General features: G+C 69.2%; 27 protein-coding genes. 22 read left to right on the forward strand and 5 right to left on the reverse strand.

Going from position 1 to position 24,863, the window contains the following annotated elements; all coding sequences use genetic code 11:
- The first annotated feature begins 10 nt into the window (after window positions 1–10).
- Window positions 11–1,363, forward strand: coding sequence for a dihydrolipoamide acetyltransferase family protein (locus OED01_RS00310; protein ID WP_264156399.1), 1,353 nt, complete (start codon window positions 11–13; stop codon window positions 1,361–1,363).
- A gap of 244 nt (window positions 1,364–1,607) precedes the next feature.
- Here OED01_RS00310 and OED01_RS00315 read toward each other — a convergent pair whose 3' ends face one another.
- On the reverse strand, window positions 1,608–2,831 hold the full coding sequence (locus OED01_RS00315) for an ROK family protein (protein WP_264156400.1): 1,224 nt from the start codon (window positions 2,829–2,831) through the stop codon (window positions 1,608–1,610).
- A 134-nt stretch (window positions 2,832–2,965) separates the two neighbouring features.
- On the opposite strand from OED01_RS00315, the gene OED01_RS00320 reads away from it, so the two are divergent.
- The 20 genes from OED01_RS00320 (at window position 2,966) to OED01_RS00415 (ending at window position 20,729) form a co-directional block, all read left to right on the forward strand.
- Entirely contained in the window at window positions 2,966–4,246 is a 1,281-nt protein-coding gene (locus OED01_RS00320) for an ABC transporter substrate-binding protein (protein ID WP_413231636.1), read from the forward strand.
- Window positions 4,243–5,154 (forward strand): carbohydrate ABC transporter permease, encoded by a 912-nt coding sequence (locus OED01_RS00325; RefSeq protein WP_264156402.1) that lies wholly within the window; start codon window positions 4,243–4,245, stop codon window positions 5,152–5,154. The genes OED01_RS00320 and OED01_RS00325 overlap by 4 nt, the downstream gene beginning before the upstream one ends.
- Window positions 5,154–6,032 carry a carbohydrate ABC transporter permease gene (locus tag OED01_RS00330; protein ID WP_264156403.1) on the forward strand — a complete coding sequence of 293 codons (879 nt, stop codon included), beginning with the start codon at window positions 5,154–5,156 and terminating at the stop codon, window positions 6,030–6,032. Before OED01_RS00325 ends, OED01_RS00330 begins: the two co-directional genes overlap by 1 nt.
- A gap of 56 nt (window positions 6,033–6,088) precedes the next feature.
- On the forward strand, window positions 6,089–7,768 hold the full coding sequence (locus OED01_RS00335; RefSeq protein WP_264156404.1) for a glycoside hydrolase family 13 protein: 1,680 nt from the start codon (window positions 6,089–6,091) through the stop codon (window positions 7,766–7,768).
- A gap of 110 nt (window positions 7,769–7,878) precedes the next feature.
- Window positions 7,879–8,895 carry a metal ABC transporter solute-binding protein, Zn/Mn family gene (locus OED01_RS00340; RefSeq protein ID WP_264156405.1) on the forward strand — a complete coding sequence of 339 codons (1,017 nt, stop codon included), beginning with the start codon at window positions 7,879–7,881 and terminating at the stop codon, window positions 8,893–8,895.
- A complete protein-coding gene (locus OED01_RS00345; RefSeq protein ID WP_264156406.1) occupies window positions 8,892–9,722 on the forward strand; it encodes a metal ABC transporter ATP-binding protein in 831 nt (276 codons plus the stop codon). Before OED01_RS00340 ends, OED01_RS00345 begins: the two co-directional genes overlap by 4 nt.
- Window positions 9,719–9,862 (forward strand): hypothetical protein, encoded by a 144-nt coding sequence (locus OED01_RS00350; RefSeq protein ID WP_264156407.1) that lies wholly within the window; start codon window positions 9,719–9,721, stop codon window positions 9,860–9,862. The genes OED01_RS00345 and OED01_RS00350 overlap by 4 nt, the downstream gene beginning before the upstream one ends.
- Entirely contained in the window at window positions 9,859–10,719 is an 861-nt protein-coding gene (locus OED01_RS00355) for a metal ABC transporter permease (RefSeq protein ID WP_264156408.1), read from the forward strand. The genes OED01_RS00350 and OED01_RS00355 overlap by 4 nt, the downstream gene beginning before the upstream one ends.
- 83 nt (window positions 10,720–10,802) lie before the next feature.
- On the forward strand, window positions 10,803–11,219 hold the full coding sequence (locus OED01_RS00360) for a Fur family transcriptional regulator (protein ID WP_264156409.1): 417 nt from the start codon (window positions 10,803–10,805) through the stop codon (window positions 11,217–11,219).
- Window positions 11,220–11,278: 59 nt separating this feature from the next.
- Window positions 11,279–12,247, forward strand: a complete 969-nt coding sequence (locus OED01_RS00365) for a permease (protein ID WP_413231637.1) — start codon at window positions 11,279–11,281, stop codon at window positions 12,245–12,247.
- On the forward strand, window positions 12,240–13,028 hold the full coding sequence (locus OED01_RS00370) for a TIGR03943 family putative permease subunit (protein ID WP_264156410.1): 789 nt from the start codon (window positions 12,240–12,242) through the stop codon (window positions 13,026–13,028). Before OED01_RS00365 ends, OED01_RS00370 begins: the two co-directional genes overlap by 8 nt.
- Entirely contained in the window at window positions 13,018–14,871 is a 1,854-nt protein-coding gene (locus tag OED01_RS00375; protein ID WP_264156411.1) for a hypothetical protein, read from the forward strand. Before OED01_RS00370 ends, OED01_RS00375 begins: the two co-directional genes overlap by 11 nt.
- A 3-nt stretch (window positions 14,872–14,874) precedes the next feature.
- Window positions 14,875–15,534 carry a DNA-3-methyladenine glycosylase gene (locus tag OED01_RS00380; protein ID WP_264156412.1) on the forward strand — a complete coding sequence of 220 codons (660 nt, stop codon included), beginning with the start codon at window positions 14,875–14,877 and terminating at the stop codon, window positions 15,532–15,534.
- Window positions 15,535–15,680: 146 nt separating this feature from the next.
- On the forward strand, window positions 15,681–15,917 hold the full coding sequence (rpmB, locus tag OED01_RS00385) for a 50S ribosomal protein L28 (protein WP_120226966.1): 237 nt from the start codon (window positions 15,681–15,683) through the stop codon (window positions 15,915–15,917).
- Window positions 15,917–16,087, forward strand: coding sequence for a 50S ribosomal protein L33 (rpmG, locus tag OED01_RS00390; RefSeq protein WP_046014935.1), 171 nt, complete (start codon window positions 15,917–15,919; stop codon window positions 16,085–16,087). The genes rpmB and rpmG overlap by 1 nt, the downstream gene beginning before the upstream one ends.
- A 3-nt stretch (window positions 16,088–16,090) precedes the next feature.
- A complete protein-coding gene (gene rpsN / locus OED01_RS00395) occupies window positions 16,091–16,396 on the forward strand; it encodes a 30S ribosomal protein S14 (RefSeq protein WP_264156413.1) in 306 nt (101 codons plus the stop codon).
- A 331-nt stretch (window positions 16,397–16,727) separates the two neighbouring features.
- The gene (locus OED01_RS00400) at window positions 16,728–17,552 is read left to right on the forward strand and encodes an endonuclease domain-containing protein (protein ID WP_264156414.1); all 825 of its coding nucleotides are present in this window, start codon (window positions 16,728–16,730) and stop codon (window positions 17,550–17,552) included.
- A 285-nt stretch (window positions 17,553–17,837) separates the two neighbouring features.
- Window positions 17,838–18,125, forward strand: a complete 288-nt coding sequence (locus OED01_RS00405; RefSeq protein WP_120230127.1) for an HU family DNA-binding protein — start codon at window positions 17,838–17,840, stop codon at window positions 18,123–18,125.
- Between the two features lie 96 nt (window positions 18,126–18,221).
- Complete coding sequence (locus OED01_RS00410) at window positions 18,222–20,216, forward strand: bifunctional copper resistance protein CopD/cytochrome c oxidase assembly protein (RefSeq protein ID WP_264156415.1); 1,995 nt, start codon at window positions 18,222–18,224, stop codon at window positions 20,214–20,216.
- 72 nt (window positions 20,217–20,288) lie between these two features.
- Entirely contained in the window at window positions 20,289–20,729 is a 441-nt protein-coding gene (locus tag OED01_RS00415) for a hypothetical protein (protein ID WP_264156416.1), read from the forward strand.
- Between the two features lie 26 nt (window positions 20,730–20,755).
- Here the strand turns inward: OED01_RS00415 and OED01_RS00420 are convergent, their stop codons facing one another.
- Both OED01_RS00420 and OED01_RS00425 read right to left on the reverse strand, forming a co-directional pair.
- The gene (locus tag OED01_RS00420; protein ID WP_264156417.1) at window positions 20,756–21,274 is read right to left on the reverse strand and encodes a DUF3592 domain-containing protein; all 519 of its coding nucleotides are present in this window, start codon (window positions 21,272–21,274) and stop codon (window positions 20,756–20,758) included.
- Window positions 21,275–21,313: 39 nt separating this feature from the next.
- The gene (locus OED01_RS00425) at window positions 21,314–22,375 is read right to left on the reverse strand and encodes a hypothetical protein (protein WP_264156418.1); all 1,062 of its coding nucleotides are present in this window, start codon (window positions 22,373–22,375) and stop codon (window positions 21,314–21,316) included.
- Between the two features lie 74 nt (window positions 22,376–22,449).
- Here OED01_RS00425 and OED01_RS00430 point away from each other — a divergent pair, with 74 nt between their 5' ends.
- Window positions 22,450–23,841: an ATP-dependent DNA helicase gene (locus OED01_RS00430; protein WP_413231596.1), complete on the forward strand. Its 1,392-nt coding sequence runs from the start codon at window positions 22,450–22,452 to the stop codon at window positions 23,839–23,841.
- Between the two features lie 2 nt (window positions 23,842–23,843).
- Here the strand turns inward: OED01_RS00430 and OED01_RS00435 are convergent, their stop codons facing one another.
- Together OED01_RS00435 and OED01_RS00440 are read right to left on the reverse strand one after the other, a co-directional pair.
- A complete protein-coding gene (locus OED01_RS00435) occupies window positions 23,844–24,491 on the reverse strand; it encodes a biliverdin-producing heme oxygenase (RefSeq protein WP_264156420.1) in 648 nt (215 codons plus the stop codon).
- A 44-nt stretch (window positions 24,492–24,535) separates the two neighbouring features.
- Complete coding sequence (locus OED01_RS00440) at window positions 24,536–24,853, reverse strand: DUF2470 domain-containing protein (RefSeq protein WP_264156421.1); 318 nt, start codon at window positions 24,851–24,853, stop codon at window positions 24,536–24,538.
- Between the last annotated feature and the right edge of the window lie 10 nt (window positions 24,854–24,863).

A 24,863-nucleotide genomic window follows, 5' to 3' on the forward strand; every position in this document is an offset into this window, starting at 1 on the left:
GGGCATGACCATGAGCACGCAGAACTTCACCCTCCCCGACGTCGGCGAGGGCCTGACCGAGGCCGAGATCGTCGCCTGGAAGGTCGCCCCGGGCGACCAGGTCGCCATCAACGACGTGATCTGCGAGATCGAGACGGCCAAGTCGCTCGTCGAGCTCCCCTCGCCGCACGCCGGCACGGTCGGCGAGCTGCTCGTCGCCGAGGGGACGACGGTGGAGGTGGGCACACCGATCATCTCCTTCGTCTCGGATGCCGCGGCCGCCCCCGCTGCGCCGACGGCCGCCCCCGCCGCTGAGGAGGGCGGCGGGTCGGTGCTCGTCGGCTACGGCAGCGGCACGGGGGCGACCTCGCGGCGCAAGCGTGCGGCGCAGCGACCCGTCCGCTCGTCGGTCGGGGTGATCGCGAAGCCGCCGATCCGCAAGCTCGCCCGCGATCTCGGCGTCGAACTCGCGTCTGTCACCCCGACGGGCGCTGATGGCGAGGTCCTCCGCGACGACGTCGTCAAGCATGCATCGCAGGCCAGCGTGTTCCGCAACATCGAGACGCCGGAGTGGGGCGAGGTGCGCGAGGAGACGGTTCCCGCGCCGCAGTCCGCACCGGTCGGTGTGGCGCGCGGGCTGGCGCCGACGGCATCCGCGGTTCCCGCCGCACAGGATGCCGAGGCGCGCAGCGAGGCGATCCCGGTCAAGGGCGTTCGCAAGGCCAGCGCGAACGCGATGGTGCAGAGCGCGTACACCGCGCCGCACGTGACCGTGTGGAAGGACGTCGACGCCACGCGGACCATGGAGCTCGTCAAGCGGCTGAAGACCTCACCGGACTACGCCGACATCCGCGTCTCTCCGCTGCTCATCGTCGCGCGCGCGGTGATCTGGGCGGTCCGTCGCAACCCCATGGTCAACGCGGCGTGGGTCGAGACCGAGAACGGCGCCGAGATCCGCGTCCGCCACTACGTGAACCTCGGCATCGCCGCGGCGACTCCGCGCGGACTGCTCGTGCCGAACATCAAGGACGCGCAGGACCTCAGCATGAAGGACCTGGCCCGCGCCCTGAACCGCCTGACGCTCACGGCCCGCGAAGGCAAGACGGCGCCGGCCGACCAGCAGGGCGGCACGATCACGATCACCAATATCGGGGTGTTCGGGATGGACGCCGGCACTCCGATCATCAACCCCGGCGAGGCGGGCATCGTCGCGATGGGCACGATCAGCCAGAAGCCGTGGGTCGTCGACGGCGAGGTGCGTCCGCGCTACGTCACGACGGTCGCCGGTTCGTTCGATCACCGCGTGATCGACGGCGACAGCATGAGCCGTTTCGTCGCGGATGTCGCGGCGATCCTCGAGGAGCCGGCGCTGCTCGTCGACTGACCGCGGCTCGGCCCGGCCGTCCGCGCCGCCGGATCGGGGGCCGACACACCACTTGTCGGACGCTTTCGGGAGAACGGTCCGACATCTGGCATGTCGGCGCCCGGTTCGCCTGCCGTGGCCGGCGGTTCTCGCACCCGGATGCCCGGCCGCCGGTTCTGGCGCGTGCCTCGGCCTTCGCAGACGGCCGGTGCCTCGGCTTCCGCATCCGTCGGGCGCCTCGGTTTCAGCCGCCGCCGGATGCCGGTCAGCGCGCCGCGAGACGCTGCACGGCGCGCTGCGGGACGGCCCGTTCCCGCGCCGCGCGCCGCGCCGTCGCCACGGCGCCGAGCGAGACGACCTCGGCGCCCAGGGCTGAGGCCACGAGCTCGGGGGCCGGCAGATGCAACTGCGCCGGCAGGATGCCGCGGGCGGCGGCGAGCACCGGCTCGATGCTCTCCGCGACCGCGCCGCAGATGATCACCTTCGCCGGGTCGTACATGCTGCCCAGCACGCCGACGATCCTGGCGAGAGTCCGCCCGACCCTGTCGACGACGAGCGCGGCGTCCGGATCGCCGGATGCCGCGAGGTCGAGTACCGCGCGCGGGTCGATGCGGCGCGCGGCGGCGAGCTGTCCGGTCGGGCCCTCCGCGGGGATCTCGCCCTCGGCGAGGGCTTCGCGCACCCGGGTCTGCAGCGCCGGTCCGAGACCGAAGGCGGACCCGACGCCGATGATGTGGTCGAACACGACGCCCTCGCCCACGCCGCCGTGCGCGCCGTGCAGCAGCTGTCCGTCGACGACGACCCCGCCGCCGAAGCGCTCTCCCGCGAGCAGGGCCACGTAGTCACGGCATCCGATCGCGGCGCCGCGTGGATCCGACCCCTCGGCGACGGCCGCGAGCAGCGCGTCGTTCTTGACCTCGACGACCGGTGCGAGGCCGGTGAGAGCATGCGCGAGCTGCGGGTTCGTGCGCTCCCAGAACCCCAGCGGATGCGGCGGGGAGACGCCGTCGCGGTTCACCGGCGCGGCGACGCCGACGCAGATCGCGAGCACGGCGTCCGGCGAGGCGCCCGCCTCATCGAGCGCCTGCTGCAGCTGCGCGAGGATCACCGCGCGGCGCTCGTCGGGGGAGTGCGTGGGGTCGAGGTCCGTGCGGTGATGGACGAGGGTGCGCTCGAGCGGGTCGGCGACCGTGACCGCCAGGTGGGTGTCGCCGGCATCCATCCCGACGACGACGCCCAGATCGCTCGCGAGGGTGAACCGTCGCGCCGGGCGGCCGGACCGATAACTCCCCGCCTCGCGCGCGTTCGGAAGCTCGTGCAGGACGCCCAAGCTCACGAGGGTGTCGATCGCCTCGATCGCGGTCGATCGCGTCAGGGACGTCTGCGCCATGGCGTCGGTGGCGGTGAAGACACCGGCGTCCCACGCGAAGTCGAGCACGGCCCCGACGCTCGCGCGGCCGGTGCCGAGATCGCCTGCGACTTCTGACACGGCGCTTGACCTCCCCAGTCCTCCAATGAGAGAGTACCGTCCAGCGAAGTAAATTTGCTCACTAGATTTAATCCTCGGATCTACGTCTGGTGAAATACGGAAGGACGACGGTGTCTGTGAAATCCACATCCGCGATGCGATGGGCCGCCGGAGCGGCCGCGTTCGCCCTGATCGGGACGGCGCTCGCCGGCTGCTCCGCCGACGGGCGGGAGACCATCCGCTTCACGTTCAACAAGCGCGAGGCGATCACCTTCATGACCGATCTCGTCGCCGAATACAACGCGTCGCAGGACGACGTGCGCGTCGAGATCGACACCTCGGGACCCGACGTCATCTCCGCGAGCTTCGTCCGGGGGAACCCGCCGGACATCATGCTCGCGAACTACAACTACGAGGTCGCGCGCTTCATCCAGCGCTGCGCGCTGACCGATGTGTCCGACACCGACGCCGCCGCCGGCATCCGCGAAGACCTCGGCGCCCTGATGAACCAGTACGGTTCGTGCGAGGGCCGCACGAGCGCTCTGCCGTACTCGGTGATGGCGGCATCCGTCATCTACAACAAGGAGATCTTCGATGCGCACGGCATCGAGGTCCCCGAGACCTGGAGCGAGCTGCTCGCCGCGTGCGACACGCTTCAGGCCGCCGGAGTCACGCCGTTCTACGGCACCTTCAAGGACGACTGGACGGTCGGCCAGGGCTGGTACGACTACGCGGTGGGCGGGTCGCTCGACGTGCTCGAGTTCTTCGACGATCTGGCCGCCGAGGGCGGCGACGTCGGACCGGATTCGGATGTGTCGTTCCAGAAGGACTTCGCAGAGCCCATGGATCGGATGCTGCAGCTCACCGAGTCCTATGTCAACGAGGACGCCCCCAGTCGCGGCTACGGCGACGGAAACCTCGCCTTCGCGAAGGGCGAGGCGGCGATGTACCTGCAGGGGCCGTGGGCCTTCAGCGAGATCGCGAAGACCGCGCCGGACCTGGCTCTGGGGACCTTCCCGCTGCCGATGACCGACGACCCCGACGACCTCGCGGTGCGGGTCAACATGGACCTCGCGGCCATGATCCCCGAAGGCTCGAAGCACCAGGACGCCGCGCGCGACTTCCTCGAGTACCTCTATCTGCCCGAGAACATCGAGGCCTACAACGCCTCCCAGCTCGGCTTCACACCCACGAAGGATGCCGAGGCGCCCGACGATTCTCGCATCGCCGGGATGATCCCGTACTACGACGCAGGGCAGGTCTACCAGGGGCCATCCGTGCTGGTCCCCAAGACCATCCCGGTCTTCAACTACACACAGGCCATGGTGCTCGGCGGCGACCCGAACGCGCTCCTGGCCACGATGGACGCCGACTGGGCGCGCCTGGCCTTCCGCGCGCCGGCGCCCTCGACCGAGACGAAGGAGTCCCAGGGATGAGCACGACGACGACCATCGTCACGCGGGGAGACGCGAAGGTCCGACGCACGTCGCGCCGCGTCGAGCCGATCTACTATCTGTTCCTGCTGCCGAGCGTGCTGCTGTTCACGCTCGCCATCACGGTGCCTGGGGTCATCGGGATCTTCTTCAGCTTCACGGACTCGATCGGCATCGGCGAGTGGAACTTCATCGGGCTGACGAACTACATCGCGCTGTTCAGCGATCCGGCGATCCTGCAGAGCTACCTGTTCACGTTCGGGTTCTCGATCGCGACCGTCATCGTGGTCAACATCGTGGCCTTCCTGCTCGCGGTCGGGCTCACGTCGCGCGTGCGCTTCAACACCGGCCTGCGGACGATCTTCGTGATCCCGATGGTGATCTCGGGCATCATCATCGCCTACGTCTTCAACTTTCTGTTCTCCAACTCCTTGCCCGCTCTCGGGTCGGCGCTGGGCGTCGGGTGGCTGGAGACGAGTCTGCTCGCGAACCCGGATCTGGCCTGGGTCGCGATCGTGATCGTGACCGCCTGGCAGGCGATCCCCGGGACGCTGCTCATCTACATCGCAGGACTCCTCTCGGTGCCCGGCGAGGTCTACGAGGCCGCGAGCATCGACGGCGCGAACAAGACGCAGCAGCTGACCCGCATCACGATCCCGCTGGTCGCCGGTTACGTCGTGATCAACGTCATCCTCGGCTTCAAGGGCTTCCTGAACGCCTACGACATCATCGTCGGCCTCACCAACGGCGGTCCTGGAACGTCCACCCGCAGCGTCGCGATGACGATCATCGCGGGCTTCAACGGCGGCGACTACGCCTACCAGATGGCCAACGCGACCATCTTCTTCATCGTCGCCGTCCTCATCTCCCTCCTTCAGCTCTCGCTGACGCGCGGAAGGAACGCATTCTGATGTCGACCGAGACCATCACCACCCAGACCGCCGCAGGGCGCCGACCGCGCGTCCGCATGGAGCGGGTCAACTGGTCGGGGACGATCATCCTGATCCTGTGCACCGTCACGGTCCTGCTGCCGCTGTACGTCACGATCTCGATGGCGTTCAAGACGACAGGTCAGGCGGTGGACGGCAACGCGTTCTCGCTGCCCGCCCCGTTCTCGATCGACGGGTTCGTCGCCGCCTGGAACCTCACGAAGTTCCCCGTCGGCGCACTGATCTCGCTGCTGGTGACGGCGGGCACCGTGGTCGCGACGATCATCCTGGCCGCGTTCGCGTCCTACGCGATCGTGCGCAACTGGGATCGCCGACTGTTCCGATACTCGTTCTTCTACCTGCTCGCGGCGATGTTCATCCCGTTCCCCGTCGTCGCGCTCCCGCAGATCCAGCTCACCGGACGAGTAGGACTGGACAACCCGCTCGGGGTCATCATCCTGGCCACGATGTTCCAGCTCAGCTTCAGCGTCCTCCTGTTCACCGCGTTCCTGCGCTCGATTCCGATCGAGCTCGAGGAGAGCGCGCGCATCGACGGCGCCACGACCTGGCAGACGTTCTGGCGGCTCATCTTCCCGCTGCTCGCCCCGATGAGCGCCACCGTCGGCATCTTCGCCTTCCTGTACGCCTGGAACGACTTCATGATGCCGTCGCTGATCATCTCCGACCCCGCCATGCAGACGCTGCCCGTGAGACAGAACCTGTTCCAGACCCAGTTCAGCAACAACTACAACGTGTCGTTCGCCTCGTACCTCATGGCCATGGCGCCCGCGATCGTGGCCTACCTGTTCACGCAGCGCTGGGTCATGGAGGGCGTCACCCAGGGCGCCGTCAAGGGCTGACGCGTCGCACCCAGTCCATCCGAACCACCCCGAACACCGAAGGAGTTCCCGCTCTCATGACCGATGCGCTCGTCATCGAAACGCCCGCCGACCAGGAGACCCCGGCCTGGTGGCGCCAGGCGGTCGTCTACCAGATCTATCCCCGCAGCTTCGCGGACGCGAACGGCGACGGGCTGGGCGACATCCCCGGCATCCTGTCCCGCGTCGACTATCTCGCCGAGCTGGGCGTCGACGCCGTGTGGCTGAGCCCGTTCTACCCGTCCGCGCTCGCCGACGGCGGGTACGACGTGGCCGACTACCGCGATGTCGACCCCCGGCTCGGGACGCTGGCGGACTTCGACGCGATGGTCGAGGCGCTGCACGCACGCGGCATCCGCGTCGTCGTCGACATCGTGCCCAACCACACCTCGAACCTGCACGCCTGGTTCCAGGAGGCGCTCGCCGCTGGTCGAGGCTCCGCGGCGCGCGACCGCTACATCTTCCGCGAGGGCACGGGGCCGGACGGCTCCGAGCCCCCGACGGACTGGCAGTCGACGTTCGGCGGCGGCGCGTGGGAGCGCGTCGAGGACGGGCAGTGGTACTTCCACCACTTCGCCGTCGAGCAGCCGGATCTGAACTGGGCGAACCCGGAGGTCCGCGAGGACTTCCTCGAGACGCTGCGGTTCTGGTCGGACCGCGGAGTGGACGGCTTCCGCATCGACGTCGCCCACATGCTGACCAAGGATCTCGCGGACCCGCTGCCGAGCAGCGTCGAGCTGGAGGCGATCCCGCGCGACGGCAACCACCCGCTGTTCGACCGCGACGACGTGCACGAGGTGTACGCCGAGTGGCGCAAGGTCTTCAACTCCTACGATCCGCCTCGGACCGCCGTGGCAGAGGCCTGGGTCGAGACGCCGGAGCGCCGCGCGAAGTACGCCTCGGCCGACGGTCTCGGTCAGGCGTTCAACTTCGACCTGCTCGTCGCGGATTTCGACGCGACGCAGTTCCGCACGCTCATCACCGTCAACCTCGCCGAGGCTCTGGTGACGGGTTCGTCGACGACGTGGGTGCTGTCCAACCACGATGTCACGCGGCACGCGACCCGCTACGGCCTGCCGCCGCTCGCCGGTCGCCGGGTCAAGCAGGGCACCGAGTGGGTCGCCGCCGGCGGACCGGAGGATCAGCTCGATCGGGAGGGCGGCCTGCGCCGTGCACGCGCGGCCACGCTGCTGCTGCTGGGCCTGCCCGGCAGCACGTACCTCTACCAGGGCGAGGAGCTGGGTCTGCACGAGGTGGCGGCGATCACCGCCGAGCAGCGCCAGGACCCGGCCTTCTTCCGGGGCGGTGCATTCGACGGTCTCGGCCGCGACGGATGCCGCGTTCCGCTGCCGTGGACCGCCGACGGCGCGTCCTTCGGGTTCGGCTCTGCCGGCTCGCACCTTCCGCAGCCCGCCTGGTTCGCCGAGTACGCGGTGGACGCCGAGGCATCCGATCCGGCGTCGACGCTGTCGTTCTATCGCCGTGCGCTGGCGCTTCGGCACGAACTGCAGACGGGTGAGACGCTCGAATGGCTTGAGACGGGACGTGAGGACGTGCTGCGGTTCGTCCGCCCGAACGGATGGCAGGTCGTGACCAACTTCGGCACCGAGCCGTTCGCGCTCGACGCGGACACGGGCGCCGTCGTGCTCTCCAGCGGCGCGGATGCCGAGGCATCCGTCCCGGGCGAGACCACGGTCTGGATCGCACCGACCGCCTGACCCTGGTGTCGCGAAGGGCCGTCTCGATCTCGTCGAGGCGGCCATTCGCGTCGTGTGGGTCGGGGCCGAGCCGATTTTGAGAATCATTCTCATGAACGTACGATGAGGGTATGAAGAAGTCCGTCGCCGCCATCGCGCTCGTGTCCGTCTCCGCCATCGCCCTGGCCGGATGCGCGACCACGCCGTCGGCGGAGGGCGGTACAGACGGCGTCACCGTGATCGCGACCACGAACATCTACGGCTCGCTCGCCGAGCAGATCGGCGGCGACCGGGTCTCGGTCACGTCGATCATCGATTCGGCCTCGCAGGACCCGCACTCGTACGAGGCCTCGGCTCGCGACCGTCTCACCGTGCAGGAGGCCGACCTCGTCATCGAGAACGGCGGCGGGTACGACTCGTTCATCGAGGACCTGCTCGAGGGATCGGATGCCGCGACCATCACCGCGGTCGAGTTCGCGCACGACTACCCCGGCAACGAGGGCCACGAAGAGGATGCCGAGGCCCACGCGCACGAGGACGAGCACACCGAGGAAGAGCACACCGACGAGGCGCACGCCGAGGACGAGCACGCCGAGGAGCACGAGGGCCACGACCACATCGAGGGGTTCAACGAGCACGTCTGGTTCGACCCGCACACGATGATCCACGTCGTGGAGGACATCGCCGCCGAACTGTCGGCGCTCGACCCCGACGGGGAGGCGGACTTCACCGCCGCTGCGGATGACATCATCGCCGACCTCGAGAGCTCCGAGGCCGACCTGGCCGAGCTGAACAGCCAGTACGCGGGCACCGGATTCTTCATGACCGAGCCGCTGCCCGGCTACCTCGCCGAAGCCGCCGGTCTCACCGATGTGACCCCTGAGGGCTTCGCCGAGTCCGTCGAGGAAGGCACCGATGTCGCGCCGGCCACGCTGCTCGCCGCGATCGAGGTCATCGAGGCCGGCGATGCCGCCGTCGTGCTGACCAACGCGCAGACCGGTGGAGCCGAGACGACGCGCGTGGAGGACACCGCAGAGGCCGCCGGCATCCCCGTCGTCGCCTTCACGGAGCTGCTCGAGGACGGATCGTCGTACTCTGAGTGGATGGCCGACGCGATCCAGAACCTCGCCGACGCGCTCGCATCGTGAGCGCGGCGGGCCTCGAACCCGCGCACGACGACGCCGCTCCGATCCTGACGATCCGTGACGCCGCGATCCAACGCGGCGACCGTGAACTCTGGGCAGGGCTCGACCTCGATGTCCGACCGGGGGAGTTCATCGCCGTGCTCGGGCCGTCGGGCTCCGGCAAGACGACGCTGCTGCGCGCCATCCTCGGGCTGCAGGACCTCTCCGCAGGCAGCATCCGCGTCGGCGGCCAGCCGGTGCACCGCGGCAACCCGCGCATCGGGTACATCCCGCAGCAGCGTCCCTTTCCGCCGGACACCAGCATGCGCGCGCGCGACGTCGTCTCGCTCGGAGTGCAGGGCACCCGGTTCGGCTTCCCGCTGCCGCGCAGAGGAGACTCCGAGCGGGTCGATTCGCTCTTATCCGCGGTCGGCGCGACCGAGTTCGCCGACCGCAGGGTGGGTCAGCTCTCGGGCGGCGAGCAGCAGCGGCTGCGCGTCGGCCAGGCGCTGGCCGATCATCCCGACCTGCTGCTGTGCGACGAGCCGCTCTCGGCTCTCGATCTCGCGAATCAGCGCGCGGTCACCGACATCATCGACCGGCAGCGCCGGGACGGCGCCGCCGTGCTGTTCGTCACGCACGACATCAACCCGATCCTCGGCCGCGTCGACCGCATCCTCTACATCGCCGGTGGGCGATTCGTGCTCGGCACCCCGGACGAGGTGCTGCAGAGCCGCGTGCTGACCGACCTGTACGGTACTCCCGTCTTCGTGCTGCGGGCCGGCGACCGCCTCGTCGTCGTCGGAATCCCGGATGCCGAGCCGCACCACGACCACGAGGAGCACGCATGATCGCCCCGAAGAGCGTGCGCTTCGCGCGGAGAAATGCGCCAGCTTCGGACGAATTCGCCGGAGATCGCCGGCGCAAGCGCTTCTCTCCGACGCAGGTGCTCGACACCGACGGCACCACGCTCGCGGAGGGGCGCGCATGATCGCCCCGATGGTCGACTGGAGCGACGTCTTCTCGTTCGAGGACTACGGCGCGCTCGTCGCGCTGCTGTCGAACTCGATCATCGCGGGTGCGATTCTCGGGCTCGTGGGCGGTCTCATCGGCGTCTTCGTCATGCAGCGCGATCTCGCGTTCGCCGTGCACGGCATCAGCGAACTGTCATTCGCCGGTGCGGCGGCCGCTCTGTTGTTCGGCGGGAGCGTCGTGGTCGGCTCGATCGGCGGCGCGCTCGTCGCCGCGATCCTCATCGGGCTGCTCGGCTCGAAAGCGCGGGACCGCAATTCGATCGTCGGCGTGCTCATGCCGTTCGGACTCGGCCTCGGCATCCTGTTCCTGTCGCTGTACGACGGCCGCAGCGCGAACCGCTTCAGCCTGCTCACCGGCCAGATCGTCTCGGTGTCGAATCCCGACCTCGGCTGGCTGATCGGCATCTGCGTCGTCGTGCTGCTGGGGCTCCTGCTGATGTGGAACCCGCTGCGCTTCGACTCGCTGGATCCCGTGGCGGCGTCGGCCCGCGGCATCCCGACCAGGGGCATAAGCCTCCTCTTCATGGTGCTGTTGGGGCTGATCGTCGCCGTCGCAGTGCACATCATCGGTGCGCTGCTCGTGATGGCCCTGCTCGTGACCCCCGCCGCGGCCGCGATGCGCGTGGCGGCGGGGCCGCTGGTGGTGCCGCTGCTGGCCGCGCTGTTCGGTTTCGTCTCCGCGGTCGGCGGCATCCTTCTCGCGCTCGCCGGAACGCTGCCGGTGAGCCCCTACATCACCACGATCTCGTTCCTCATCTACGTCGTCTGCTGGGTCGTCCAGCACCAGCGCGGACGCGTGCGCCGGACGGCTTGAGCAGCACGACGGCGCCGCCGGGGGCCAGGCGGGGTGAGAGGGCTCCCAGCCCCGCGCAAGCCCCGCCGCCTAGAATCGTCGGTATGGCTCAGCGCAACACATGGCAGCGCGAGCGCGTGCGCGACGCCCTCGCCGATGCGCGCGGGTTCGTCAGCGCCCAGTCCCTGCACGCCACCCTCCGGGACGAGAACACCGGCATCGGGCTGGCGACCGTCTATCGCGCCCTCGCGGGTCTCGCGGCGTCCGGCGACGCCGACTCGTTGCAGAGCCCCGAAGGCGAAGCCCTCTACCGTGCCTGCTCGACGCAGGGGCACCACCATCACCTCATCTGCCGCTCGTGCGGCCTCACGGTCGAGATCGAGGCCACCGACGTCGAGGCCTGGGCCCACCGCACCGCGGCGCTGCACGGTTTCACCGAGGCCGCGCACGTCGTGGACATCTTCGGGCTGTGCACCCCGTGCGCGAACAAGAAGCAGGCGCAGGAGTCGGCCACCGCGTGAACGTGCTGACTTCCCGACCTTCGGCCGGCCTGGGCGACCGGGACCGTCGCCCGTCGCCGATCATCGGCGTGGCCATCGGCCTCGGCATCCTCGCGGTGCTGTTCGTCATCGACCTCGTGCTGCCGACCCTGTACTCGGTCTCGCTGCCGAACCGCGTCCAGGACGGATTGACCCTGTCGCTCAGCGTGCTGATCGAGGCGCTGCCGTTCGTGATCCTCGGTGTCGTGCTGTCGATCGTCGTGCAGGTGTGGCTGCCGGCGGACGCGATCCAGCGCTGGCTGCCGCGCCGCGCCTGGGCGCGCAGGGCGGTGCTGTCGCTGCTCGGGATGCTGATCCCGGTGTGCGAGTGCGGCAACGTTCCGTTCGCGCGCGGTCTGATGATGCGCGGTCTCGCCCCGGCCGAGGCGCTGACGTTCCTCATGGCGGCGCCGATCGTGAACCCGATCGTGATCCTGACCACCCATGCCGCCTTCGGGTGGGACGGCGGCATCCTCGTCGCACGCCTCGTCGGCGGATACCTCATCGCGAACCTCATCGGCTGGATCTACAGTCGCCACCCCTCGCCGGACGCCCTGCTCACCGAGCGGTTCGTCGCGACGTGCGATCGGGTCACGCACGAGCACGGCACGCCCGTTCGCCGCAGCCTCACCCAGTTCCTCATCGAGCTGCGAGCCGTGATGCCGGCGCTCGTGATCGGATCCGCCGTCGCCGGTGCCGTGCAGGTGCTGATCCCGCGCGACGTGCTGCTCGCGATCGGGTCGAACCCGGTGCTGTCGATCGTCGCGATGATGGCGCTGGCCATGACCGTCGCGATCTGCTCGAACGTGGACGCCTTCTTCGCTCTCTCGTTCGCGTCGACGTTCTCGCCGGGCGCGATCGTGGCGTTCCTGCTCGTCGGCCCGCTGGTCGACATCAAGATGCTCGCGCTGATGCGCACCACCTTCACCAGCCGCACCCTGGTCGGGATCGTCGGCGTCGTGCTGCTGAGCGCGTTCGTCATCGGGATCGGGGTGAACGTCTTTGTCTGAGCAGGTCTCGCGTCGTCGCGCGCTGTGGTCGCGCTGGCTCGGCGTCGGCCTCGCCACGGGGCTGTCCGTCGTCACGCTCGGCCTCGCGTTCACCGGACGGCTGTCGTTGTACATCAGCCCCGAGTCGGTGTGGTTCGCGGTCGCCGGCGCCGTCGTGACTCTCGCGGGTGCGGTGTGGTCGTGCACGCTCCCGCTCGGCGAGGAGATGGATCACGATCACGACCACGGGACGGACGCCGTGGACGCGGACGCGGACGCCCCGTCGGTGAAGCGCACGCTCGCGGCCGTCGGAAGCATCGCGGCGGGCGTCGTGGCGTCCGGCGTCGTCATCGCCGGACTCGTGCTGCCGCCGGCATCGCTGTCCGTCGAGCTCGCGATGTCACGAGCGGGCGAGGCCGGCACCCTGTTCGCGGGGGCCGACACCGTCACCCTCGGCGTCGCGGACACGTCGACGTTCGGCGTGGGGGACTGGTCGAGCGTGTTCGCCACCGCCACCCGTCCGGAGAGCTACGACGGCTCGACCGTGACGCTCACCGGCTTCGTCACCCCCGGCGAATCGGATGACGAGATGAACCTCTCGCGCCTGGTGATCACGCACTGCGTGATCGATGCGCAGCCGGCATCCATTCCGGTGGTCTCCGCGTCGTGGTCGAGCGACTACGAGGTGGGGCAGTGGGTCGAGATCACCGGCACGATCACAGCGGACGTCGACGGCACCCTGAGCGTCGAGCCCACCGAGGTCACCCCGATCGACGAGCCGGGGGATCCGTATGAGTACTGATTCTCCCGACCAGCCGCGGACCAGGGCCGAGATGCGCGCGCTGCGGGCTGCGGCCGAGGCCGCCGCCGCGGAAGAGGCGGCGACCCGAGGCGCTCCGGATGCTGCGGAGGAGGCGCCCGCGCCGGCAGGTGCCCCGGATGGCCGCAGTGCGGAGGCGGAAGCGGCGAATCGTGCCCCCTCTCGTGATGCCTCGCCCGGGCCCGCGCCCGCAGGTGCCGAGGATGGTCGCGTCTCGGCGTTCGATGCGGCGATCCGCGCCACCTCCTCGGGGTACGAGCCCGTGACGGAGGCCGCTCCCGAGCCGGTTCCGGCCGCGAAGGCGGCCGACATGGTCGCCTCGCAGGGCGAGACGGAACCAGACGCGACGATTCCCGCCGAGCCCGCCGACCCGTCAGAGCCCGTCGATGCCCCAGAGCCCGCCGTGCCGTCCTCGCCCGCGGCCGTGCACCCGGAATCCGAGAAGACCGGCACCTGGCGCGACCACCGCTTCGGCATCCTGCTGGTGTCGGTCCTCGGCGTCCTGGCGCTCGTCGGAGCGACGCTCGGCATCATCAGCCTCACCCAGGGGCCACGCCTCGTCTCCGAGCAGATCGACCCCGCACAGGCGATCGAGGTCTCCGGAAGCCGCCTGATCCTCACGACGAACCAGCCGCTGACCGCGATCGACCCGGAGCAGGTGTCGGTCGAACCTGCCGTGCCGTTCACGGTCGACGCCGCAGGGCGCAGCGTCGGCATCCGCTTCACCGTGCCGCTCGACGACGAGACGACCTACTCGGTGCGGGTCGCCGACGTCGCGAGCACCGGCGGAGGTCCGTCCACCGACCTGACGACGACGTTCACGACACCGCCGTCCGAGGTGTTCCTGCTGAAGCGGGATGCCGAGGGTGCCGACAGCATCTTCCGCACCGACCTCACGGGTGAGAAGGCCGTTCCGGTGTTCACTGCCGAGCGCATCGACGATTACCGTGCGACCACCACGCAGCTCGTCGTCGCCGTCGAGGACGAGGAGGGTTCGTCCGTCCTCGTCATGAACCGCGACGGCTCCGAGCAGCGCGAGCTGGAGCTCCCCGGCGACGGGTTCGTCACCGGTGTGCAGGTGTCCGACCGCGGCGGCCTCGTCGGCTACACGTACTCCGACCGCGAGCTCACCGAATCCAGCGGACGTGCCAGCGTGCTCGTCACGCAGCCGATCGACGGCTCGGGCGAGCCGCGCATCGTCGAGGTCGCCGACGCCGAGTCCAGCATCGCGGAGTGGGAGTTCGTGCCCGACTCCGCCGCCGTCCTGTTCATCGACTGGGAGGGTGCGCTCGCTCTCGAGGATCTCTCGTCGGATGCCGGGACGCAGGCCCTGGGGACGGCGCTGAGCATCATGGGCGTCTCGCGGGGAACGTACACCGCGATCATCGAGCGCACCGACGGCAGCATCGTCGAACTGAACCTCGCCGACGGCTCGGAGGCGCCGCTCGCGGCATCCGAACCGGACTACGGCGTCGCGACGACCATCGCTCCGTTCCCCGGCGGAACGCTGCGGCACATCGTCACGCGCGATGCGGAGGGTCTGCCCACCGGCCAGGCCGTGATCCGTGTCGACGAGGACGGTGCGGCGACCCCGATCCTCGAGGTGCCGAGCACGGACACGATCCTGCAGGTGTGCCCGTCGCCGAGCGGCCAGTACACCGCCGTCACGGTCGCGCCCGACCTGGCGGATAACCCGTACGACGACCTGCTCGCCCCGCTTCCGCAGACGCTGCACACGCACGTGCTCGACACCGAGACGGGCGAGGAGATCGTCCCGGTCACCGGGTTCGACATCTCGTGGTGCCCGGTGGGACCGGTGTTCTGACCCGTGCTGCACAGGGCTGCGCGCGAGGAGCTCGAAGGCCTCCCGCTCGAGGTCGCGCCTCGGCTGCTCGGCGGGCGGCTGAGGACCGTCGTCGACGGCATTCCTGTGACGCTTCGGATCACCGAGGCCGAGGCGTATCACGGGCAGGGAACAGGGCTCGTCCCCGACCCCGGCTCGCACGCCAGGATGGGTCGCACGGCGCGGAACGCCACGATGTGGGGCGAGCCGGGACACCTGTACGTGTACCTGAGTCACGGCATCCACTCCTGCGTCAACGTCGTCTCCGGGCCGGAGGGCGTCGCCGGCGGTGTGCTGCTCCGGGCGGGCGAGGTCCTCGAGGGGCAGGATGCCGCGGCATCCCGGTCCGGACGCACGGGGCGCGACCTTGCCAGGGGGCCGGGGCGGTTCGGGCAGGTGTCCGGCCTGAGGCATCCGCGCCATGACGGCATCGATGCCGTCACCGGTGCCGAGTGGTCCGGAGCACAGGCCGAGCTGTGGCTCGACGACCCGTTGAGCGAGGTCGCGAGCGGCCCGCGGGTCGGCGTCGCAGGTCACGCGGGGACGGATGCCTTCCCCTGGCGCTTCTGGATCCCCGGCGACCCCACGGTCTCGGCGTTCCGGTGGGGCCGAGGGGCGGCTGCGGCATCCGCGCCGAGCGAGTGAGCGGAGCGCGCCGAAGGGTGCTAGACTGACTCTTTGTCTGCGCACACTCCTGTGCGCAGTTCGCATGCCGGGCCCGCAAGGACGGCACGCAGACAAGGGATCTTGGGTGAGGCCGTCCGGTCTCACGGTATTGAAGGAGTAATCACATGGCAGCAGTGTGCCAGGTGACTGGAGCTGTTCCCGGCTTCGGTCACAACGTCTCGCACTCGCACCGCCGGACGAAGCGCCGCTTCGACCCGAACGTGCAGAAGAAGACTTACTACGTCCCGTCGCTCGGTCGTAAGATCACGCTCAACGTGTCCGCCAAGGGCATCAAGGTGATCGACGCGCGCGGCATCGAGAAGGTTGTCGCCGACCTCAAGGCGAAGGGTGTGAAGCTCTAATGGCCAAGAAGGCACAGGACGTCCGTCCGATCATCAAGCTCCGCTCGACGGCGGGCACCGGTTACACCTACGTGACCAAGAAGAACCGTCGCAACACCCCCGACCGCCTCGTGCTGAAGAAGTACGACCCGGTGGTCCGCAAGCACGTCGAATTCCGAGAGGAGCGTTGATCCATGGCTAAGAAGAGCAAGATCGCTCGCAACGAGCAGCGCAAGGTCATCGTCGAGCGCTACGCCGAGCGTCGCGCCGAGCTGAAGAAGACGCTCGTCGACCCGAACGCCACCGACGAGGCCCGTGAGGCCGCACGCGTGGGCCTGCAGAAGCTGCCCCGCAACGCGTCGCCGGCTCGCGTCCGTTCGCGTGACGCCATCGACGGCCGCCCCCGTGGCGTGCTGACGAAGTTCGGCATCTCGCGTGTCCGCTTCCGCGACATGGCGCACCGGGGCGAGCTGCCCGGCGTGACCAAGTCCAGCTGGTAAGCATCGCTTTCTGAAAGGGCGGGATTCTTCGGAATCCCGCCCTTTTTCGTGCGTGCCCTCCCCGGACGGGAGGACTTCCCGCGAATGGGAGGATCGAAACGCCTGTTTCGATCCTCCCATTCGTGCTTTCTCCTCCCGTCCGGATGCGGATGCGGATGCGGATGCGGGTGCGGATGCCGCCGCGGATGCGCATGTCGGCACACGGCCGGATGCCGGGGCACGCCGGACTCGCCCTGCACCGCGCGGGAGAAGCACGTTCCTGTCCACGGCATCCGAGGATTCCGCGGGAAACGACCCGCGCTCCCCGTCGCCCGACCGCGATGCTCGGGCGATGGACCCGATCATCGAACTGCGCCGACTCGGCGGCGTCGCGCAGGTGCGAGCGCTGCTCGGCACTGGCGTCACCATCCACGCCTTGCGCAAGGCCAAGACCGCAGGCGCCGTCACGAGGATCCGCAAGGGCTGGGTCGCTCTCCCGGACGCCGACCCGATCCTCGTCGGGGCGGCACGACGCGGTGTCGTCCTGACCTGCATCACGCTGGCCAAGCGACAGAAGCTCTGGGTGCGGAAAGTGGACGCGCTGCATGTCGGCGCGCCGCCGACTGCCGGGCACGTGGCCGCGCCAGAAGCGGTGGTGCACTGGAACCGGCCCATCCTCGCGCGGATGCCGGGCGCCGTGGAGGATCTGCTGGTCAACGCGCTGGTCATCGCCACCTCCTGCCTCGTCCGCGAAGATGCCGTCACGTTGTGGGAATCAGCGCTGCGCAACGGACGCGTGCAGAAGCATGAGGTGCTCCGCCTGCCCCTGCCCGCTCGGGCGCGGAGCATCGTGACGCAGGCCTCGCTCTGGTCGGACTCGGGGCTCGAGTCGATCGTCGTGCATCGGTTGGCATGGCTGAAACTGCCGCTCGTCCAGCAGGCGTGGGTCCTCGGGCATTGGGTCGATCGGCTCATCGGCGATCGACTCGTGATCCAGATCGACGGCGGAACGCACGTCGGGGCGCAGCGCACCGAGGACATCGCTCATGACGCCCTGCTGAAGCTGCACGGCTACCACGTCATCCGCATCGGATACGACCAGATCATGAATCACTGGACCGAGGTGCAGGCCCTGATCATGACCGCCGTCGCTCAAGGGCTCCACCTCGCCCGATGACCCCCGCAGCACCGGAGGGAAACGCGCGATCGGGAGGATCGAAACGCCCGTTTCGATCCTCCTGATCGCGCGTTCTCCTCCCAGCCGGTCGCCCGAACCGCTGTCAAGGCTGTTACGGGAGTGACGAATGTGGCCCGACACGCCGCCGAAAACGTCAAAACCCGCGAAATGACGCGGAAATGTCGGCCGTGGTTGGTACATTCGAGGCGGTCGAACGACCACCGGGGGGCAGCCGCCCTCCGTCACACCAACGATGCGACGGGATCCTCGTCGCTGGAGGATGACATGGCTGACAAGTCCATCACCAAGACCGAGCTCGTCGCGAGCATCGCTTCCGCCACCGGCCAGAGCCAGGCCACCGTCTCCGGTGTGCTCGACGCTCTGTTCTCCTCGGTCTCCGACGCCGTTGCCAAGGGCAGCAAGGTCTCGATCCCGGGCTGGATCTCGTTCGAGCAGGTCGACACGGCCGCCCGCACGGGCCGCAACCCGCAGACCGGCGCCGAGATCAAGATCCCGGCCGGCAAGCGTGTCAAGGTGACCGCCGGTTCCAAGCTCAAGGCTGCCGTCAAGTAAGACCGCCTCCTTCACGAAGGCCGCTTCCGTCGAGGGGGCGGCCTTCGTGCATCCCGGCTGGGAATCCCCGTCCGCGGCGCCGCGTAGGCTGGGAGGGTGACCACGCCCGCGCAGCGGGTCTCGGCGTACCGCATCGCCGGACCCGCGATCCTCCTCATCGCCGGTGTCGTCGCCACCGTCGTGGCCCTCATCTACGGCGGCGCCGCCGAAGCGCCTCGTCTGCTCGACCCCGGCCCCGTCGTGCGCTGGGGGCTGCCGCTGGCCAAGATGCTGACGAACGTCACCGCCGCCGTGATGCTGGGCTCGCTCGTGCTCGCCCTCTTCGCCCTCAAAGTCGGCACCCGGCCGTTCGAGCGGGCGATGGATGCCGCATCGGCAGGAGCCGCGGCATTCACCGTGGCATCCGGGATCAGCGCCTTCCTGACCTTCATGTCGGCGTTCAATCCCACACTCAGCGCCGATCGACTGTTCGGCGAGCAGCTGGGGGATTTCCTGCTGAACACGGCCCTCGGCCAGTCCTGGCTCATCACCACGCTCATGGGCGCCACCGTCACCGTGCTGGCGTTCGCCTGGCGGACGTGGACTCCCGTGCTGCTCACGGCGATCCTCGCCGCGGCATCCTTCCTGCCCCTGGCCACGCAGGGACACTCGGGTGACGTCGCCGGTCACAACATCGCGGTCAACTCGATCCTGCTGCACACCGTCGGCGCGGCGGTCTGGCTCGGCGGGCTCCTGCTCGTGGTGCTCCTGCGGCGCACGCCTGAGCTCGAGGTCACGTCCCTCGTGCAGCGCTACTCCACGCTCGCGCTGGCGGCGTTCGTCGTCGTCACGGTCTCCGGCCTCGCGCGCTCGATCGTCGCCCTGGGCGGCTGGAGCGGACTGCTGACGCCGTACGGCGGCATCCTGGTCGCCAAGATCGTGCTGCTGGTCGCGATGGGAGCCCTCGGAGCCTGGTACCGGTCACGATTGATCCCCAAGCTCGACCGCGATCGGCGCTGGTTCTGGATGCTGGTGCTCTGCGAGGTCGCCCTGATGGGGCTCGCCTCCGGTGCCGCAGCGGCGCTCGCGCGCACCGAGCCGCCGGCCGGGGACACACCGCCCGCCGTGCGCACACCGGCCGAGATCCTCACGGACTCGCCGCTGCCGCCCGAGCTGACGTTCGACCGCTGGTTCACGGAGTGGAACGTCGACGTGCTGTGGCTTGTCGCAGCCGGTTTCGGACTCGTGTTCTATCTGGCCGGGATGCTGCGGCTGCGGCGTCGAGGCGACCGCTGGCCGATCCACCGGACGGTGTTCTGGGTGCTCGGCCTCCTGCTGCTCGTCTGGGTCACCAGCGGCGCCCTCAACGCGTACCAGGACTACCTGTTCAGCGTGCACATGATGGGGCACATGCTGCTGTCGATGGCGATCCCGCTGCTGCTCGTGTCGGGAGCGCCCATCACGCTCGCCCTGCGTGCGATCGAGAAGCGCGACGACGGAACCCGCGGCGGTCGCGAGTGGATCATGTGGGCCGTGCACTCGCCGTTCGCCCGCGTCGTCACGCATCCGTTCGTGGCGGCCGGCATCTTCGTCGGGTCGCTGTGGGCGTTCTACTTCACGGACCTGTTCCGCTGGTCGATGTACGAGCACCTCGGTCACGAGTGGATGGTCGCGCACTTCCTCATCTCGGGTTACCTGTTCGTCATGAGCCTGATCGGAGCGGACCCCGTCCCGTATCGGCTGCCGTATCCAGGACGGCTGATCACGCTGATCGCGGTCATGGCGCTGCACGCGTTCTTCGGCATCGCGATCATGATGCAGACCGGCCTCATGGTCTCCGAGTGGTTCGGCGCGATGGGCCGCACGTGGGGCCCCACCCCACTCGAGGATCAGTACATCGGTGGCGGCATCGCGTGGTCCGTCGGGGAGATCCCGACGCTGATCCTCGCGATCACGGTGGCGATCCAGTGGAGCCGCAACGACTCCAAGGTGCAGCGCCGACGCGACCGGCATGCCGACCGCACCGGCGAGGCCGAGCTCGAGGAGTACAACGCCCGGCTCGCCGAACTCGCGGCGAAGGATGCCAGGGCGGCGGCGCGGGAGCGGCGCTAGAGTCGTCGGCAAGCACGGGGGCCGACGGCCCTGCGCGGACACGTCGGCCGCGTGCGCACCGAACGGAGCAGTATGCGGATCCTCACCGGACACATCGCCGCGATCGCCGCCGCCTTCGACCTTCCCGAGAGCGCCCGCGAGGTGCAGGACGTCGTCAGCCGGTACGACGAGCAGCCGGTCCGCGACAACACCTTCGACGACGTCGGTTACGTCGAGTACACCACCTCCGGCCTCGCACTCATGTTCACGGAGACGCTGCTCTCCTCCGTCTTCGTCTACGTGCTGGCGGATGAGGGTTTCACGGCCTATGCGGACAGGACCGGATTCATCGACGGAATCGATCTCGCCGTGTCGACCCGCGACGACGTGCGCGCCGTCGTGGGTGAGCCCTACCGGTCGCAGGCGGACTTCGACCTCTTCCGCATCCAGGATCGGCGCGTCCTGCATGTCACCTTCGACGACGGCCGGATCCGGCTGATCACCGTCATGGCCCGGGACGTCAGCGAGCGCTGAGCGGTCGTCTGAGCGGTGTCGGCGCGTCAGTGGATGAACAAGCCGTCCACGCCCAGTGCGAGCAGGCCGGAGGCGCACAGTCCGAACAGCACGGCGACGATCACGGACATGACGAGCCACAGCCACCGACGTCCGGGGATCTTCGCAGCGATCGTGTTGTCGCGCGGGTCGGCTGGGTCGTAGGCGATCTCGATCGTCGTGCCCGCGGTCGCTTCCGGCACGACCGACGCATCGTCGATGCCGGTCACCTCCACACCGTCGACGACGAAGCGGTACCTCGCCGTCTCGACGCCCGAGCCCGCCCGGCCGTCGACGGATTCGACGACGGCCGCGATGCGCGGCCACGAGCGCTGAGCGCTGCCCGACCTGCGCCATTGCACCAGCATGCGCCTGATGAACCAGACGAACAGGGCGGCTGCTGCGGCACCGAGCAGGAGGCACATCACGCCGATGAGCACCCCAATCGAATCCATGACCGCTTCGAGCGCGTCCCAGACGTTCTGGGGACGTATCGCTTCGCGCGGCCCGGGGCCGGGGTGTCTCATGCGGACACCCTATCGGCGCTGCTGCGGGAGCGGAGCCGCCTATCCGTCCTGGGGCGATCCGACCCTGATGGATGCCGAACCGTCGGGGAGGATCGCGATGGTGCCGTTGACCTGGAACGGCACATCCTCCGAGACGTGTTCGATCGATCCGTCGAACAGCGACCGGATGTCGACCTCGATGTGGGCCACCGCATCCGCTGCGGGAATCACCCACGCGCCGCCCTCCGGCTCGACCGCCACCTGAGGCTGCTTCTCGATCGACCACGTCGGCTCGCCGTCGATGCGATTGCGAACGTCGTAGCCGAAGGGGCACGCGGTCGGCTTGAGGACCCGCTGCGTCGTGCATTCGGTGAGGAACTCCTCGACCCGCTGCTGCACGATCGCGACGAACTCCTCGGTCGCGGTCGCACTGACCTCGATCGGAGTGGAGGACAGCGGGGCATCGGCGAGCACGCTGACGCCGGGCGATCGCGAGATCGCGGTGTCGACCGTCACCGAGTACAGGCCGGGGGTGAAGACGAGCATCGGGATCGGCGCGGTCGGGTCGGCTTCGGCGCCGGATGCCGACACCTGGCCGCGCTCGACCGTGAACCCGTTCACGGCGAAGCGGTCGGCTCCCTGCAGGGCCAGCTCGACCGACGCCAGCGGGCTCGCGCTGAACCGCCAGCGAGGCGCGACGCCGATCCAACCGTCCTGCTCGACATGGAACGTGCTCTCGCCGGCGTGACCGTTCGCCGAGTACGACACCGTCACGTCGCTGATGCCGTCCTTCTGCGTGGTGGAGACCACCTCGACGTCGGTCAGCGGGGCGAGAGCCGCCTGGCGCAGGAGCGCCTCGGACGCGGTCGGGTTCATCCCGGCATCCTCGAGCGTCGCACGATCGACGGCGACACCGGGGACGAGAAGCGCGTCGGCCGCCTTGCCGGCGGCGAGCAGGTCGAGATAGCGGGTGACGAACGCGGCCGGGCTGTAGAACTGCTGGTACAGCGCGGCACCGCCGGCCCCCAGCGACGCGACGAGCAGCACGCCGATCAGCGCGAGGATCGACAGGTCGACCCCGAGGCGCGCGCGCCGGGGCGACCCGGCGGCAGGCTGCTCCATGGGCGTCAGTCTATGAGGGCGGTCCTGAGACGAAGCCGAGCATTGCCGGAGGTGACGCGCCTGCGCGACGTACCATGGATGCCGTGTCCCTCCCCGCTCTCTCCGCCGAACAGGAAGCCCTCTTCCGGCTGATCGAGGACACCGACGAGCACGTCTTCGTGACCGGTCGCGCCGGCACGGGCAAATCGACGCTGCTGCAGTACTTCGCCTGGAACACCAAGAAGCAGATCGCCATCTGCGCGCCGACGGGCGTCGCCGCGCTCAATGTCGAGGGGCAGACGATCCATTCGCTGTTCCGGATGCCGATCGGCCTCATCGCCGACAGCGAGATCGAGCAGAGCGATCCGACCCGGCGCATCCTGAACGCGATCGAGACGCTCGTGATCGACGAGGTCTCGATGGTCAACGCCGACCTCATGGACGCCATGGATCGAGCGCTCCGCCAGGCGCGTGGGCGACGTGCGCAGCCGTTCGGGGGAGTGCAGGTCGTCATGTTCGGCGATCCGTATCAGCTCGCCCCTGTGCCGCCGCGCGGTGACGAGGCCCGGTACGTCGAGGATCACTACCGCTCCTTCTGGTTCTTCGATGCGAAGGTCTGGGCCGGCTCGGCGCCTGGCGACGACGACGGTCTGCTCGACCTCGGGCGGCACGGCGCGCAGCTGCACGTGCGCGAACTGGTCGAGATCCATCGACAATCGGACGACGGCTTCAAGGCCATGCTGAACGCGGTCCGCTACGGTCGCGTCACCGCAGAGATCGCCGAGGTGCTCAACACCCAGGGTGCGCGTCCGCAGCCGGAACCCGAGCCAGGCGAGGTGCCGATGATCACGCTGGCGACCCGCAACGACATCGTCAACAACATCAACCGCCGCCATCTCGCCGCCCTCGGCGGGCGCGAGCAGACCGCCAAGGCCGAGATCAACGGTGACTTCGGGCGCGGTGAGGCGAACTTCCCGGCGGATGCCGAGCTGAAGCTGAAGGTCGGCGCCCAGGTCATGTTCCTGCGCAACGACACCGCCATGGCCGGCGAACCCCCGCGGTGGGTGAACGGCACCATCGGCACCGTCACCCGCATCCTCGGCGGGTCCGTGCGCGTCGACATCGACGGAGAGGAGGTCGATGTCGAGCCGGCCGTCTGGGAGAGGTACCGGTACGCGTACAACCCGCTCACCAAGACGCTGTCGCGTGACGTGGTCGCGGAGTTCACGCAGTTCCCGCTGCGACTCGCGTGGGCGGTCACGATCCACAAGTCGCAGGGCAAGACGTACGATCGCGCCCTGATCGATCTGGGCTCCGGCGCGTTCGCCCCCGGTCAGACCTACGTGGCGTTGAGCCGCCTGACGTCCTTGGACGGCCTGTACCTGTCGCGGCCGCTACGGCCGAGCGACATCCGAGTGGACGAGGACGTGCGCCGGTTCATGCGCGCCGCATGGGAGCGCAACTCGACCCCCGAGGTCTCCGCCTGAGCTCAGGCGGCCGCGCGGGCGCGGTCGAGGTCCTCGAACAGCTCGGTGTTGAACCGGTACGCCAGCAGCACCTCGGCGATCACGCGCTCCCGTTCCGCGTCATCCCATGGTGCGGCATCCAGCTGGTCGCGGTAGACGTCTTTGAACGCCTTGGGGTCCGCGATGTCGTCGAACAGATAGAACCCGATGCCGTTGGTCTCGAAGCCGAAACGGCGCTGCATGACCCGACCGATGAAGATCCCACCCGAAAGATCGCCGAGATAGCGCGTGTAGTGGTGCGCGACGAAGCCGCCTGGCCATGTCGCACCCACCTGGTCGATCCGTTCGACGTAGCGCCGGGTCGTCGGCAGCGGCTGGATCAGCGCCCGCCAGTCGGCACCCAGGAGGAAGGAGAGGTCGGCCTCGAGCGCCGGCAGGCGCGTGAGTCTGTCGCTCAGGAAGACGGAAGCCACCGGGTCATCGCGCATCCGATCCGCGGCCGCCTCGAGCGCCTCGTAGATGAAGTAGTGCTGCGAGACGAGGGCGATGTAGTCGTCGCGCGACCCCTCGCCGGTGAGCAGGTCGCCCATGAAACCGGCGTGCTCGCTGCGGGAGTGCGAGCCGGAGGATCTCTCACGCAGCGCTGCGGAGAACGACAGGATTTCGGACATGCCCCCAGTGTAAGGGCAACCTAACCTCGCGCGAAGGGCGAATGTCAGGCGTGCGGTCGCGGCTCGACGCCCAGACGCGCACAGGCCTGGTCGTACAGCGCGACGACTTCCCGGCGCACGGCAGGACGCTCGGAGATCGGGCCGCCCGGCCACGGCACTCGCAGCTCGTCCGTGGATCCGCCGGCTCGGATGAGCAGCCAGAACCCGCCGTCGCCGTCGAATCCGGCCATCTCGGCGGCTACGACGGGCGGCTCGGATGCGTCGGCGAACGCCCGGGCGATCAGCAGGTTGTCGTCGACGTGGTCGCCGTTCATGTGGCGCAGTACGGCCGCGACCACGTCGGCGTCGAAGGTGTGAGGCACGCTCACACTG

Source organism: Microbacterium sp. M28 (assembly GCF_025836995.1).
In the GTDB taxonomy this organism is placed as follows: Bacteria; Actinomycetota; Actinomycetes; order Actinomycetales; family Microbacteriaceae; genus Microbacterium.

Coding starts and splice junctions, on each gene's coding strand:
- OED01_RS00310 (WP_264156399.1), top strand. CDS start 11: ATGAGCACGCAGAACTTCACCCTCCCCGACGTCGGCGAGGGCCTGACC.
- OED01_RS00320 (WP_413231636.1), top strand. CDS start 2,966: ATGCGATGGGCCGCCGGAGCGGCCGCGTTCGCCCTGATCGGGACGGCG.
- OED01_RS00325 (WP_264156402.1), top strand. CDS start 4,243: ATGAGCACGACGACGACCATCGTCACGCGGGGAGACGCGAAGGTCCGA.
- OED01_RS00330 (WP_264156403.1), top strand. CDS start 5,154: ATGTCGACCGAGACCATCACCACCCAGACCGCCGCAGGGCGCCGACCG.
- OED01_RS00335 (WP_264156404.1), top strand. CDS start 6,089: ATGACCGATGCGCTCGTCATCGAAACGCCCGCCGACCAGGAGACCCCG.
- OED01_RS00340 (WP_264156405.1), top strand. CDS start 7,879: ATGAAGAAGTCCGTCGCCGCCATCGCGCTCGTGTCCGTCTCCGCCATC.
- OED01_RS00350 (WP_264156407.1), top strand. CDS start 9,719: ATGATCGCCCCGAAGAGCGTGCGCTTCGCGCGGAGAAATGCGCCAGCT.
- OED01_RS00355 (WP_264156408.1), top strand. CDS start 9,859: ATGATCGCCCCGATGGTCGACTGGAGCGACGTCTTCTCGTTCGAGGAC.
- OED01_RS00360 (WP_264156409.1), top strand. CDS start 10,803: ATGGCTCAGCGCAACACATGGCAGCGCGAGCGCGTGCGCGACGCCCTC.
- OED01_RS00375 (WP_264156411.1), top strand. CDS start 13,018: ATGAGTACTGATTCTCCCGACCAGCCGCGGACCAGGGCCGAGATGCGC.
- rpmB (WP_120226966.1), top strand. CDS start 15,681: ATGGCAGCAGTGTGCCAGGTGACTGGAGCTGTTCCCGGCTTCGGTCAC.
- rpmG (WP_046014935.1), top strand. CDS start 15,917: ATGGCCAAGAAGGCACAGGACGTCCGTCCGATCATCAAGCTCCGCTCG.
- rpsN (WP_264156413.1), top strand. CDS start 16,091: ATGGCTAAGAAGAGCAAGATCGCTCGCAACGAGCAGCGCAAGGTCATC.
- OED01_RS00400 (WP_264156414.1), top strand. CDS start 16,728: ATGGACCCGATCATCGAACTGCGCCGACTCGGCGGCGTCGCGCAGGTG.
- OED01_RS00405 (WP_120230127.1), top strand. CDS start 17,838: ATGGCTGACAAGTCCATCACCAAGACCGAGCTCGTCGCGAGCATCGCT.
- OED01_RS00415 (WP_264156416.1), top strand. CDS start 20,289: ATGCGGATCCTCACCGGACACATCGCCGCGATCGCCGCCGCCTTCGAC.
- OED01_RS00420 (WP_264156417.1), bottom strand. CDS start 21,274: ATGAGACACCCCGGCCCCGGGCCGCGCGAAGCGATACGTCCCCAGAAC.
- OED01_RS00425 (WP_264156418.1), bottom strand. CDS start 22,375: ATGGAGCAGCCTGCCGCCGGGTCGCCCCGGCGCGCGCGCCTCGGGGTC.
- OED01_RS00430 (WP_413231596.1), top strand. CDS start 22,450: ATGGATGCCGTGTCCCTCCCCGCTCTCTCCGCCGAACAGGAAGCCCTC.
- OED01_RS00435 (WP_264156420.1), bottom strand. CDS start 24,491: ATGTCCGAAATCCTGTCGTTCTCCGCAGCGCTGCGTGAGAGATCCTCC.